8 protein-coding genes are annotated in these 13,796 nt (G+C 35.7%); all 8 read right to left on the bottom strand.

Going from position 1 to position 13,796, the window contains the following annotated elements; translation table 11 throughout:
• Nucleotides 1-68: 68 nt before the first annotated feature.
• The 8 genes from BHE19_RS07465 to BHE19_RS07430 all read right to left on the bottom strand — a co-directional run bounded on the left by BHE19_RS07465 (nucleotide 69) and on the right by BHE19_RS07430 (nucleotide 13,644).
• Nucleotides 69-3,431 carry a VIT domain-containing protein gene (locus BHE19_RS07465; protein ID WP_233431361.1) on the bottom strand — a complete coding sequence of 1,121 codons (3,363 nt, stop codon included), beginning with the start codon at nucleotides 3,429-3,431 and terminating at the stop codon, nucleotides 69-71.
• A 218-nt stretch (nucleotides 3,432-3,649) separates the two neighbouring features.
• Nucleotides 3,650-4,732: a bifunctional 3-deoxy-7-phosphoheptulonate synthase/chorismate mutase type II gene (locus BHE19_RS07460; RefSeq protein WP_070906531.1), complete on the bottom strand. Its 1,083-nt coding sequence runs from the start codon at nucleotides 4,730-4,732 to the stop codon at nucleotides 3,650-3,652.
• A gap of 12 nt (nucleotides 4,733-4,744) precedes the next feature.
• Nucleotides 4,745-5,602 (bottom strand): prephenate dehydrogenase, encoded by an 858-nt coding sequence (locus tag BHE19_RS07455; RefSeq protein ID WP_017496172.1) that lies wholly within the window; start codon nucleotides 5,600-5,602, stop codon nucleotides 4,745-4,747.
• A gap of 146 nt (nucleotides 5,603-5,748) precedes the next feature.
• Nucleotides 5,749-6,894, bottom strand: coding sequence for a pyridoxal phosphate-dependent aminotransferase (locus BHE19_RS07450; protein WP_070906530.1), 1,146 nt, complete (start codon nucleotides 6,892-6,894; stop codon nucleotides 5,749-5,751).
• Nucleotides 6,895-6,995: 101 nt separating this feature from the next.
• Nucleotides 6,996-7,835: a prephenate dehydratase gene (locus tag BHE19_RS07445; protein WP_070906529.1), complete on the bottom strand. Its 840-nt coding sequence runs from the start codon at nucleotides 7,833-7,835 to the stop codon at nucleotides 6,996-6,998.
• A gap of 439 nt (nucleotides 7,836-8,274) precedes the next feature.
• Nucleotides 8,275-9,441, bottom strand: coding sequence for a DUF1501 domain-containing protein (locus tag BHE19_RS07440; protein ID WP_070906528.1), 1,167 nt, complete (start codon nucleotides 9,439-9,441; stop codon nucleotides 8,275-8,277).
• A gap of 11 nt (nucleotides 9,442-9,452) precedes the next feature.
• Nucleotides 9,453-10,850, bottom strand: coding sequence for a DUF1800 domain-containing protein (locus tag BHE19_RS07435; protein ID WP_070906527.1), 1,398 nt, complete (start codon nucleotides 10,848-10,850; stop codon nucleotides 9,453-9,455).
• Between the two features lie 400 nt (nucleotides 10,851-11,250).
• Nucleotides 11,251-13,644 carry a ribonucleoside-diphosphate reductase subunit alpha gene (locus BHE19_RS07430; RefSeq protein WP_017496179.1) on the bottom strand — a complete coding sequence of 798 codons (2,394 nt, stop codon included), beginning with the start codon at nucleotides 13,642-13,644 and terminating at the stop codon, nucleotides 11,251-11,253.
• Between the last annotated feature and the right edge of the window lie 152 nt (nucleotides 13,645-13,796).

Here is a 13,796-nt window from a genome sequence, read left to right as displayed (position 1 = left end):
ACATTTTTAGAATTGAACAACGCAACTTCGCCTTTTAAAATTAAAGGCTTACTCTTTATTTGAAAGATTTACCAGATAATTTCGGCTAAAATATCATTCTCTTTAACTTTTCCTAACTGAATCGTTTTTAAAGTTCTGGACGTTTTTCCTGCTCTTGTAATATAAATTTCGACCATTAATGTTGCTGGACCATTTTCAGTTAATTCAGTTTCTCCAAAATAATCGGTTTTAATTTTATATTTTCCCTTTATTGCATTTCGAATTATATATTGCTCCGGCCCATAACCTTCTGTAAAATCTTTAGAAAATCTTCCTCCAATTTGTGTAGAAGTATGGCTGTAATAACATTCTTCATTTGTTGGCTCAATTACATGTAAATCCAAATCAACATCCATTTGGTTCCAGTTCATGATAACTCTGATATCAACCGGCATTTTTGCAAGGTACTTTTTATCAAGCTTACCCGTTTTTATGCCAGAATGTTCTGTTATCATTCGATTAACATCCATTAGAATAATATCCTCTACACCTTCATACTGGCCACTCATTTCTCCATAATAATTCACTTCAAGCGCTTTAATTAATTGATCAAAAGCTTCTTGATATTTTCCTGCATCTTCAAGTGTTAAAGCATAATCTCTAAGACTCTGTGGTTCATGTTCTCTCCATTTTACCACTTGTTTTGCAGTAAAAACTGCATCATTATGATCTTTCCACTGACGCAAAGTATAAGTCAAAGTTTTATAAAGCTGATGATTCTCTAACCCTAAATCAGCAATATTACTAAGGATCAGCAACGCTTTTTTTACATCGCCCTGATTGTAGAAAAAATGAGCCACATCAAAATAAAAACTTGGGTTCCTTTCCTGTGCTTTTCGTAATTCAAAATACAAATCATATTGTTTTTCTTTTGGAGCTGAGGCCAACGCTTTTAAATACAATCGATCTGGATTCCAACTTTTTGTTTGGACAACTCCACTATTTGAAGAGTCCTTTTTCGTTGTTATGATAATAACTCCATTTGCCCCTCTGCTACCATATGTAGAAATTCTCGACGGATCTTTCAACACCTCTACCGAAGCGATATCATCTGACTTTAAATCGGTTAATTCACCCTCATAAAACTGACCATCAACAATAATTAAAGGCTTTTTTGAATCTCCGGCTAAATAACCTCTATTAAAATTTGAATCTTCTGAAAAATCTTTATTTTTTGATGTGCCTTCTTCAAGAGCTCCTGTTAAATCTGTTTTTTTTTGAGTACCATACCCTACTACAACTACTTCTTGTAATTCTGCGCTGTTTGAAACTTTATTAATTTCTTCGCTTCCTACTTTTTTATCTTTTATATCAGCAATTTTTGGTATATCCTCAGTAACTTCTTCCGCTTTTGCTACCACTGGCGCAACAAATTTAACCTGATCTACTTTTGGTGCAGAAGCAGTATTATATACATTGTTGTCTTCAATTACTGTCGCGGCTGTTCCTGCACCAACAGGTTCATCTACGGTCAAGACTGCATCAGGATCTCCTTTTATAGTCTCTTGATAAACTGTGCCTCCATCTCTACCTAAACCAGGCGGCGGAAGTTGCCTTTTGTATTTATACTTAGACGCAATTTTCTGCCCTTTATATTGAACATTCTTTTTCCACCAAATATTTAATTCCTTAAAATAATTTTCAATACTTTCCCAATTATTTTTTTGCTGCGCCAGTGTAGCATCATGTTCCTGTTTTTTAATTCGGTCAAATTCGGCACGCAATTCTGCTGGCGGAATAATATCATAAGAAATATAATCGCGAATATCTTCCAGAACAATCAATGACGTATTCTTCGTTATGATTCCGTATTTCTTGCCCAGAAGCTCGATTTCATCTGCATTTTTGTCATATTGAAAATCAAGATTGGCAATTTTTTTCTGCGCCCAAAGTTTTTCAATATTTACTTCTTTGGTATCTTGAATAGCAGCTTCAAGCGTAATTTTTCGTTCCAAAACTACTTGGTTGCCGTAACCAAAAAGAAGTGTAATCTCATTTTTCGGATTCAAAGAAATCCCCGAAAAACTAAAATTTCCCGAAACCGAAGTCCCTTCTATCGGCAATACATCAGTTACCGTTAAATTCTCCTTTATTCCAAGAAACTTTAAATTAGTATTTACCAATTTATCTAAAGCAGCTTCAGCATTTATCTGATTTAAATTGATGAAATTTCCGCCGGTTTTCATTGAAGAAAAGTTGAGAAAAGCAAAATCTGAAGAAACTGAAGAGGTAATTATGTAAAGAGGTTTCTTCGTTTTGGGTAAAAGATTTTCACTCAAAGAAGATAATCCATCTGTGAAAAATAAAAATTCATCCTGGTTTTCAAAACTGATTTGTGAAAAACGAGTTCCGCCATCGTATTTCGTATTTTCTAAAACTGTTTTTAATTCGGCCCAATTTCCATCAGAAACTACAAATTCTTTTCGTTTTTCGAAAGTATAGTTCAAAAAGTACAGGGTAACTTTTGTATTTTTTATTTTCTGGAAATAAACATTTAACAAATCCAGTTCCTTTTTTAAATCTCTATTCTGACAGCTAAGCGAGTTATCCCAAATTAAACCAATCGAAGCTGGTGTCTTTTTCACTGTTTTATTCCCTTCTACAAAAGTATTCCCGTAAAAATAATGTTGGCCACCAACATCCTGCATCAATACACTTGGAATATTCTGCTGCAATGGAATTTTAAAAACTATTTTTTCTGCAGGCTGATAGTTTTCTTTTTTGATCGAAGCCTGAAAAGATTGGTTCCATTTTGAAAAAGTAATCTCGTTTCCTGAATTCTCAGTAACTGTTGGTGCCGTTGAAGCTCCTAAAACTGATACATTAATTTCAAACTGATCTATTTTTTTTGGAAAACGACTCATCAATTGATACACCAGATTGTCTTTATCAAAAGCCGAAAGTTCTTCTTCGTAACCAATAATCACGGTTCGTTCTCCATTTGGCAGTAACGGATAAATTCTGGTTCTAAAATTATTTCCATCTACTTTCTCCAGTAATCCCGGGTCAACACCACGATGTTCAATCGCTTCAAAAACCTGTTTCCCTTTATTTTTATTAACCGGAACTGCTTCACGTATTTTTCCGTTAATATCAATAGCATATCTGGAAACCGAAACATTTTCCGGTAACGGAAAAATAAGTTCTGCCTCCATCTGACGGGTTCCTGAATTAAAAAAGTGCATTTCGGCAGTAGTATAAGCAATGTTTCCTACCACTTTTACATTGACGAAAAGTTTGTTCATTCTCACTTTTTCAGCATCCTCCCCTTTAACCGTTAGTTCAGGACTTTGTGCGAAACTTTTTATTCCCATAAACAAAAAGAATAAAAACAATACATGCAAATTCATCCGAAAAATGCCCGGCACAGACGAAAACAATTTTGACTTCATGATACGAAAATTTAGGTTTATACTTTTATAGAGAACAAAAAACATCAAAAGGTTGGGAAGATACTATTTATTTCAAAAAAAAATCTCCAAAGCCCAAAAGCAAAGGAGATTTAATGTAAAAAAAAACAATCTATTTTTAAAATTGTGACATAAGAAAATCGCAGAGCAGCGTTTAAAAAGTTCTAATTAACTTATATCACTTATGTGCTTAGAAAAAATTATGCATTGAATACTTTTTCCTGATGACCGATACTCTCCTGGTGAATTGCTTTAAACATTCTCAAAACGAATTCTTCGGTAAGTCCTTTTTTCTCTCCTTCCAAAATCATTTTTCCTAAGATTTCATTCCAACGGTTATTTTGAAGAATCGCAACGTTTGCATCTTTTTTCACCTGTCCGATTTCATCAGCAACTTTCATACGTTTTCCAAGCAACTCTAATAAGTTAGCATCCAAAACGTCAATGTTTGCTCTTAATTTCTTCATTTTTTGGTTGTACTCATCTGTAGTATCATCCGTTTTTCTGATGGTCAAATCTTTTATGATTTGCTTCAAGGCATCCGGAGTTACTTGTTGAGCGGCATCACTCCAGGCATTGTCCGGATCGTAATGCGTTTCGATAATCATACCATCGTAATTCAAATCCAAAGCTTCCTGAGTCACTTCGAAAATCATGTTACGGTTTCCGGTAATATGAGACGGATCGATGATTAATGGTAGATCAGGGAATTTATTTTGCAATTCAATTGCAATTTGCCATTCCGGAATGTTTCTGTATTTTGTTTTTTCGTAAGTCGAAAATCCTCTGTGAATCACTCCTAATTTTTCGATTCCTGCCATGTGCAAACGCTCCACACCACCTAACCATAAAGCTAAATCAGGGTTTACCGGGTTTTTAACCAAAACGATTTTATCTGTTCCTTTCAAAGTATCTGCAATTTCCTGAACTGCAAAAGGGTTTGCTGTTGTACGGGCACCCACCCATAAAACGTCGATATCGTGTTCTAAAGCCAATTTACAGTGTGCTGCAGTTGCTACTTCAGTTCCCATTAATAAACCGGTTTCAGCTTTCGCTTTTTGTAACCATTTCAAACCAATTTCCCCGACACCCTCAAATCCTCCCGGACGCGTTCTTGGTTTCCAGATTCCCGCTCTGAATACGCTAACTTTTGAATCTTTCAACTCACGTGCAATCTTCAATACCTGATCTTCTGTTTCTGCGCTGCATGGTCCTGCTATCACAAGTGGGTGATTTAAATTGAAATCTTCTAACCACTTTCTCATTTCTTTCTTATTTTCCATCTTTGTTATAGTTTATTTTTTAATTGTTAATCCGTTTAGTATTTCTTTAATTTTATTGGTGCTTTCCATTTCTTCAAAAATGGCGCTATAATCTTCTTCTTTCAGCAAATCTCTAAACCGACTGAGATTTGAAATGTATGCTTCTAAAGTTTCGAGAACGTATTCTTTATTCTGCTCAAAAATGGGGGTCCACATTGCAGGAGAACTTTTGGCCAGACGCACTGTACTTTCAAATCCGCTTCCCGCCATATCGAAAATATCCTGCTCGTCTTTTTCTTTATTCATGACCGTTTTCCCGAGCATAAACGAACTGATGTGCGATAAATGCGACACATAAGCAATGTGTTTGTCGTGCGACACCGGATCCATGTATCGAATCCTCATTCCTATTTCGCTGAAAAGTTTCAATGCTTTTTCCTGCAATTTAAAAGTGGTTTTTTCCACCTCACAAATAATATTCGTTTTCCCTTTAAACAACCCTCTTATCGCCGCCGAAGGTCCTGAGAACTCTGTACCCGCTATTGGATGTGTCGCAATAAAATTTCTTCTCTTTGGGTGGCTTGCTACTGCATCACAAATTGGTTTTTTAGTCGACCCTACTTCAAAAACAATTGTTTTGTCGCCCACTAAATCCAATACTTTTGGTAAAACCGTTAGCGCCACATCTACAGGAACCGAAACAATTACAAAATCAGCTCCTGATAAATCTTCAAAATGTCCTTCCTGATCAATAACTCCTAAATCAATTGCTTCCTGCAGGTGTTTTTCGTTACTGTCAATTCCAAAAACAGCGGCATTTGGATGTTGGTCCTTGATGTCCAACACCATCGAACCGCCAATTAATCCTATTCCTATTACGTATATTTTCATACTATTTCTTTAATTTCCAATTTTTGATCTTATTTGTCTCCCTGAGCAAAGTTGAAGGTCGCGCTCCAATTGGAATGTGGGCTTCGACTTCGCTCAGCCTAACATCTGGATAAAAATCTAGACTCTTGATTCTAAAATCTTAATCCCTAAAATCGCTCTATCGCTTCTTGTACTTTTTCTTCTTTTACACACAATGAGAATCTGATGTATCCTTCGCCATTGCTTCCGAAAATAGTTCCCGGCGTGATGAAAATATGTTTCTCATATAATATTTCGTCGATGAACTTCTCTGCTGATGCTATTCCTTCCGGAAGTTTTGCCCAGACAAATAGTCCAACACCTTCTTTATAAACTTCGCAGCCCAATTTCTCTGCTAATTTTTCTGTTAATTCTCTACGGCGTCTGTAAATTACATTTTGATCTTCGAACCAGCTTCTATCACAATTTAAAGCTGCAACAGCGCCTTTCTGAATTCCGTAAAACATACCGCTGTCCATATTGCTTTTTACTTTCAAAACAGCATCTATAATTTCAGGATTTCCTAAAACCATTCCAACTCTCCAGCCGGCCATATTGAATGTTTTACTCAATGAATTCAATTCTAAAGCCACATCCTTTGCCCCTTCAACCTGCAGCAAACTCATTGGATTATCATTTAAAACAAAACTATACGGATTGTCGTTGACCAATAATATCTTGTGTTTTTTAGCAAAAGCAACCAGTTTTTCGAATAACGTCAAGCTTCCTCTTGCTCCCGTTGGCATATGGGGATACCCCAGCCACATAATTTTTACCTTCGAAAGATCCAATTTCTCTAAAGCTTCAAAATCCGGCTCCCACGCATTTGCTTCTTTCAAATCATAATAAACCGGAACTGCTCCAACCAAATTGGTTACCGAAGTATAAGTTGGATAACCCGGATTCGGAATTAAAACATGATCGCCTTCATTTAAAAATGCTAACGAAATGTGCATAATTCCTTCTTTCGAACCCATCAACGGTAAAATCTCATTGTTCGGATTCAACACAACACCAAACTGATTCTGATAAAAATCAGCCATCCCTTTTCTCAATTCCGGCAACCCCTGATAGCTTTGATAGCCATGTCCGTTTTCCTCCTGAATTGCTGCGGCTACCGCTTCAATTACTGCTTTAGACGGACTCAAATCAGGGCTTCCGATGCCCATATTGATGATAGGTTTCCCTTCAGATTGCAGTTGACGAACTTCTCTCAATTTTGAGGAGAAGTAGTATTCTTCAACTGTATCTAATCGTTTTGCTGTTGTGATCATTTTTTTTTGCTTTAGGCTTTAAGCTGTATGCTTTAGGCTCATTTAAACTTTTTAATTTGCTATATTATTTTTTTAACTTTATTATTTTCGACTTTTCAACTTTAAGACTCACTTAAAGGCTTGGTGTTTTTGTATTCTCCCAATACTTTAAAATACTCTGCCATAATGTTTAATAACGATTTGGCTTTTGCAAAATCCTCATATTTCTCAAAGGTTACGTCTACGAAAAACGCATATTTCCAAGGTGTTTCAATTTTTGGAAGGGACTGAATTTTCGTCAAATTCAATTTGCAGTCACTCATTACATTTAAAACCGCTGCCAGACTTCCTCTCTTATGATCCAGTTCAAATTTAATTGAGGCTCTGTTAATTTCATTTTCCGGCAAAAATGAATTCTCCTTTTTAATGATTACAAAGCGGGTCATATTGTTTTTGATGGTTTGGATTTCAGGAGCAATAATTTCTAAATTGTACATTTCTGAAGCCGTTTTACTTGCGATCGCTGCAATTCCGGTCAATTGTTTCTCCTGAATTCTTCTTGCTGTTTCGGCCGTATCTTTATCCTCAACCAATTTAATATTGGGGTATTGTTTCAAAAAATCCATGCATTGCAATAAGGCCATCGGATGTGAATGAACCTCTTTTATATCCTCAATTTTCTGACCTTTTAAAGCCATTAAATTTTGGTGAATATTCAAATAATGCTCTCCGATAATGTGAATATTATTCTTATCAATCAAGGCATAATTCGGAATAATTGGCCCCGCAATCGAATTTTCAATAGCCATTACTGCCTGCTCTGATTTTCCTGAAAGTAGACTGTCAATTAATTCTTCAAAAGATAAACACTCATCAATGTACACGTTTTCAGAGAAATACTCCTTCACTACCTGATGATGAAAAGATCCTTTAATACCTTGTATTGCAATTTTCGTTGTCATATATTCAAAAAAAAATCCTGATTTGCATCAGGATTGTATATTAGTTTTATTTGTCTTTTAATTTTCTCAAATAACCATAGCACAATCCTCACTTCTACTAAAGAAGAAATAAAAAGAGTTGCTAAAATAAAAACGGTTATTAGTCATTTTGTTTGTGTTTTTCAATAAATACTCTGCGAATGTATAAATTATTTTTACCGCACCAAAAAAAATAATACTTTTTATGAAACAAAAAAGGATTTCTTAACAAATTTATGATGTTTTGTAAGATAATATAAAAATATCCTCTTAAAATGAGATATTTACAATTGGTTTTTTGAAGATGCTAAGGTTCTGAGGTACTAATGTGCTACGTTTTTTCGCCACGAATTCACAAATGATTTCAAACTATTGCAGCTTTTAAACAAAAAATTCGTGAATTCGTGACTATCTCGCAATCCTAAAATAATCCTGAAACCGGTGCATTCTTAATTCCTATTTTAGTATAATCGAAATTCATTTTTTGCTGTAATAATGAGGCGTACACACTTCTAAAATCAATTTCATATTTCAAATCTCCGTTATCCAAATTAGATAAATCAGGGTTCTTACCTAAAATTGTTCCTTGGTTGTTTCCACCAATTATAAACATTGGCGCCGCAGTTCCGTGATCTGTACCATTTCCGTTATCTCTAACACGTCTTCCAAATTCAGAAAAAACTACGACCGTTACATTCTGAAGCAGCTTTGCCTGTTTCAAATCCTGATAAAAACTATACAAGGCGTCATTCAGCTCCCCTAATTTTCTTTCGTGCAAAGCCAGCTGATTGTCATGAGTGTCAAATCCACCCAGCGAGGTATAATATACTTTCGAATTTAGATTTCCTTTAATTAGTCGGCCAATCCATTCCAGGTTTTTAGACAATTCTGTTTTCGAATAACTAATTTCCGCCTTTGATTTTGCCAATGCCTTCTGAATCTCATCCGATCCTTCTGTAACCGAATTGGCAATTTTTCGAACAAAATCCAATTGCGGATTATCAGACAAGGTTACATTTACTTCTTTATCTGATTTTACCTTAAATCGGTTTGGGTCTTTTACGGTTATAAAATTAGGCTCATTCCCTTTTAAAGCTAAATTATCGATCGAATCCAGATTTATTCCCGCCGTAGCCTGATGTCCGTTGCATTGTAAATCTAAATAACGCCCTAACCAGCCTTCGTTACTATACTTATTAGAATCTGTTGCGGTTTGCCAAATTTCCTGACTTCTAAAGTGTGATCGAATGGGTTCGGGATAACCTACATTTTGAATTACAGTCAAATCTCCGTTTTGTTGTATCTGAGCCAGATCTTTCAATGCCGGATGAAATGCCATTCCTTTATTTTTACCAATAACAATGTCTTTATTCAAAGCTATTTTTGTACGGTAGTCATAATATAAGGGATTGTCGTACGGAATAAAAGTATTCAGACCATCATTCCCACCATTTAACTGAACAAACACCACACATTGCTCCCCTACAATTAAACTGCTCTGCGAACCAAATGCGTGTAAAAAATCAGGAAGTACCAACATTCCGCCGGTAAGAGTTCCTGTAAGCGTTAGAAAATTCCTTCTGTTCATGATAATAACTTCTAAATTAATTGATACTCGGGCAGTTTTGTAATATAATTGAAGAGCCGAATTACGGCAAAATTGGCGTGTTCCTCTTTTGGATCGAAATCGTATTTTAGTAAATTCTCCATGTCTTTTTGCATCGAATCATTTACTTTAAACAATAATCTGTTTGACAGTTCCGTGATGATCGTTTTATTAGTACCATTGGTATCAAAGTCTATTTTTACATCCACTTTTTCAAACTGCGGTTTTGGTTTTTCATCATCAGCGGTCATTGTGTTCAAAGTTTTTCGAGTGATACTTTTTCCTGAACAAAGTAAGTCGGCTGTGTTGTTGCGCTGCAGATACACCTGAGAAGTCAGCCAGGAATTCCCTCCCTCCCAGCCTTTCACATTAACCTGATTGTACAAATCCATTCCTTGTTGCTTCAGAAAAAACAAAATCATACCCTCATCAAGATCGTCGATATGCAGTTCATTTAAAAGCTGCAAAATATAAACTAACGGATCTTTGATTTTAGTTCCTGAATTCTCTTTCTTATACTCTTCGGTAAAGATCTTAGTCAATAAAGGCTGTATTTCAAATTTCACCTTTCTAAAATAATCCCCATAGTAAGTGACCAAATCTTCAGGTGGATTGTCATAAATGAACCATTCCAGAATTTTTCGGGTAATGAGATATGGAATGTTTTTCTGTTCGAAAATAATATCGACCAAATCATCTGCTTTCCAATTTCCAGTTTTACCAAAATACATTTTGTCTGTATCATCTTCAGCAAACCGTCTGTAAGCAGCTCTGTTGTCGCCATAATTGAGTCCCGCCAGAGCTCTTGCACCGTTCTTAATGTCGTTTTCGGTGTAGTTTCCAATTCCAATGGTGAACAGTTCCAATAATTCACGACTGAGATTCTCGTTGTATTTCCCTTTTTTATTATCGACATTATCCAGATACTTCACCATAGCATTCGATTTTATGATTTGCTTGGTAAGCTCTTTAAAGTTTCCAAAGGCATGTTCACGTAAAATCATATTGTGCTGGTAAATCCAGTAATTGACTTTTACTTTTTGAGAAGTAGAGACAAAGTGATTGTGCCAAAAGCAAACCATGTTCTCCCGTAATGGAAATTCGTCATTACGCATTTTTCCGATCCACCATTTTCTCAACTCCACAGCGGAGTAAAATTCTTTTTTCAGCGCTTTCTTTTTTTCCTCTGAATCTGCGACTTTAATAGACTCTTTAAGTTCTTTGAGTTCTAATAATGTTTTGGGATCATCTTCCAGAAAAGCGGGGAGCTGGGTATCAAATTTTGATTGATAAGACTGCTTCAGGAATTTTTCTATTCCCAATTTTTCAATCGCATCGGATTCTTTTCCGGAAAAACCCAATCGTAATGACCAAAGATTGCTTTTTTTCATAATTCAGAAAGTATTACAATAAGACTTGACTTTCTCTTAAAGGTTTAAAGAGAAGGTTCTGAGATGCTTAGTTACTAAGGTGCTAAGGCTTTAAAATCTTTGGTAATAATTAGAACGGATTTTTTTATGGGATATTACGCGCTTTACAACATTTATATACATTACAAGTTATAGTTTCAAGTCTGGGGAACCTATGACAAAATACAGTGTATTTAACGGTTGAAACCCTGGACAATATTAAAATAGCAGTGGACAAAAACACCTCGTTCCTCTACATTGAAAAAAACAAACGACAACAAAAAAAGCAGCTACCCTTACGATAACTGCTTTCTATAAACTTAAGAATAAAAATAATCACTACTCTATTTTCTTTACTCTATCTTCTTTCTTCTAAAAAAAATTAAGATCCACACATTTCACAATCTTCAGGATCTCCAGCTTGTGCTTTTAGCAACATTGCTTTATAATCCTCAACGCTGATTGCTTCAGTTTCCGGAACTAAAGTTGGGCTTGTTTCTTCTTTTTTATCGTTGTTCAACGTAAACTTAATCGCATCAACTGCTGATTTTGTTCTTAGGTAATACATTCCTGTTTTTAAACCTGATTGCCAAGCATAGAAATGCATAGACGTTAGTTTAGAATAGTTAGCATCCTGCATGAACAAGTTTAACGATTGTGATTGATCAATGAAGTAACCTCTTTGACGTGACATATCGATAATGTCTTTCATCGACATTTCCCAAACTGTTTTATAAAGATCTTTTAAATCTTGTGGGATAATATCAATGTTTTGAACAGATCCGTTATGACGCATAATTTCTTGTTTCAAATCTTCGTTCCACAAACCTCTGTCTACTAAATCATGAAGTAAATGTTTGTTTACTACGATGAATTCTCCAGACAATACACGACGTGTATAAATGTTTGAGGTATACGGTTCGAAAGCTTCATTGTTTCCAAGAATCTGCGAAGTCGAAGCTGTTGGCATTGGCGCAACTAATAATGAGTTACGAACTCCGTGCTCCATTACTTCTTTTCTTAAAGAAGCCCAGTCCCAACGACCTGATAATTCTTCGTCTTTCAATCCCCACATATTGTATTGGAATTCTCCCTGTGACATTGGAGAACCTGCGAAAGTTGAATACGGTCCTTCTTCTTTTGCCATTTCCATAGAAGCGGTTACAGCTGCAAAGTATAAAGTTTCGAAAATTTCCTGGTTTAATGCTTTAGCCTGATCACTTGTAAATGGCATACGCAACATGATAAAAGCATCTGCTAAACCTTGCACTCCTAATCCCACCGGACGGTGACGAAGGTTAGAATTTTCAGCTTCCTTAACCGGGTAATAGTTTCTGTCGATTACTTTGTTCAGGTTACGTGTTACGCGTTTCGTTACATTGTAAAGCGCTTCGTGATCGAATTTTCCGTTATCAATAAACATTGGTAATGAAATAGAAGCCAGGTTACAAACTGCAATTTCATCTTTAGAAGTGTACTCCATAATCTCAGTACACAAGTTAGACGAACGAATGGTTCCTAAATTCTTGTGATTTGATTTACGGTTTGCTGCATCTTTGTACAACATATACGGTGTTCCCGTTTCGATTTGTGATTCCAGGATTTTCTCCCATAATTCACGTGCACGAATCGTTTTTCTACCTTTTCCTCTAAATTCATAATCGGTATACAACGCTTCAAATTCTTCTCCATAAACATCGTACAAACCAGGACACTCATTAGGACACATTAAAGTCCAGGTAGTATCTTCCTGTACACGTTTCATGAATAAATCTGAAGTCCACATTGCGAAGAATAAATCTCTCGCACGCATTTCTTCTTTCCCTGTGTTTTTCTTTAAATCTAAGAAATCAAAGATATCAGCATGCCAGGTTTCGATGTAAATCGCAAAACTTCCTTTACGTTTTCCGCCACCTTGGTCTACATAACGAGCAGTATCGTTGAAAACTCTCAACATCGGAACAATTCCGTTTGAAGTTCCGTTTGTACCACGAATGTATGATCCCGTCGCACGAACGTTATGAATAGAAAGTCCGATTCCTCCCGCCGATTGTGAAATTTTAGCGGTTTGTTTTAAAGTATCATAAATACCATCAATACTATCGTCCTGCATGGCCAATAGGAAACAAGAAGACATTTGTGGTTTTGGAGTTCCGGCATTAAACAACGTTGGCGTTGCATGCGTAAAGAACTTTTTAGACATTAAGTCGTAGGTTTCAATTACAGCTTTTAAATCGTCAAGGTGAATACCAACCGAAACACGCATTAACATGTGCTGTGGTCTTTCGACGATTTTACCGTTTATTTTTAACAGATAAGAACGTTCTAAGGTTTTAAAACCAAAGTAATCGTAATTAAAATCTCTTGTGTAAATGATATGAGAATCTAAGAAAGCAGAGTTTTCCTGAATTACTTTAAATACTTCATCCGAAAGTAACGGAGCATCTTGTCCGTTTCTTGGATTTACATAATTGTACATATCCTTCATCGTTTCTGAGAACGATTTCTTGGTATTGGAATGTAGATTTGAAATTGCCACACGTGCCGCCAATTGTGCATAATCAGGATGCGCAATCGTCATAGAAGCCGCCGTTTCTGCCGCAAGATTATCCAACTCAGAAGTCGAAACCCCATCGTACAATCCTTCAATAACCCTCATCGCCACCTTAACAGGATCTACAAGTTCATTTAAACCATAACACAATTTTTTGATTCTTTCTGTAATCTTATCAAACATTACCGGCTCTTTATGGCCATCTCTTTTTACTACATACATAAGCTTACTTTTTTAGTTATTGAAAAAATGAAAGTCTCGGGAATAACGATTTCCAAGGCTTAAACATTGTGTGTTTTTAAATTATTTTTTGAGAATTGCAGGATTCTCAATAGTTGTCTCTTTCCAGTTTGAAAAACAAACTGAAAGGCATT

This window comes from Flavobacterium tructae (genome assembly GCF_001853485.1).
GTDB lineage: Bacteria > Bacteroidota > Bacteroidia > Flavobacteriales > Flavobacteriaceae > Flavobacterium > Flavobacterium tructae.
This window is presented reverse-complemented; position numbering and strand designations above follow the sequence as displayed.

Coding starts and splice junctions, on each gene's coding strand:
- BHE19_RS07465 (WP_233431361.1), bottom strand. CDS start 3,431: ATGAAGTCAAAATTGTTTTCGTCTGTGCCGGGCATTTTTCGGATGAAT.
- BHE19_RS07460 (WP_070906531.1), bottom strand. CDS start 4,732: ATGGAAAATAAGAAAGAAATGAGAAAGTGGTTAGAAGATTTCAATTTA.
- BHE19_RS07455 (WP_017496172.1), bottom strand. CDS start 5,602: ATGAAAATATACGTAATAGGAATAGGATTAATTGGCGGTTCGATGGTG.
- BHE19_RS07450 (WP_070906530.1), bottom strand. CDS start 6,894: ATGATCACAACAGCAAAACGATTAGATACAGTTGAAGAATACTACTTC.
- BHE19_RS07445 (WP_070906529.1), bottom strand. CDS start 7,835: ATGACAACGAAAATTGCAATACAAGGTATTAAAGGATCTTTTCATCAT.
- BHE19_RS07440 (WP_070906528.1), bottom strand. CDS start 9,441: ATGAACAGAAGGAATTTTCTAACGCTTACAGGAACTCTTACCGGCGGA.
- BHE19_RS07435 (WP_070906527.1), bottom strand. CDS start 10,850: ATGAAAAAAAGCAATCTTTGGTCATTACGATTGGGTTTTTCCGGAAAA.
- BHE19_RS07430 (WP_017496179.1), bottom strand. CDS start 13,644: ATGTATGTAGTAAAAAGAGATGGCCATAAAGAGCCGGTAATGTTTGAT.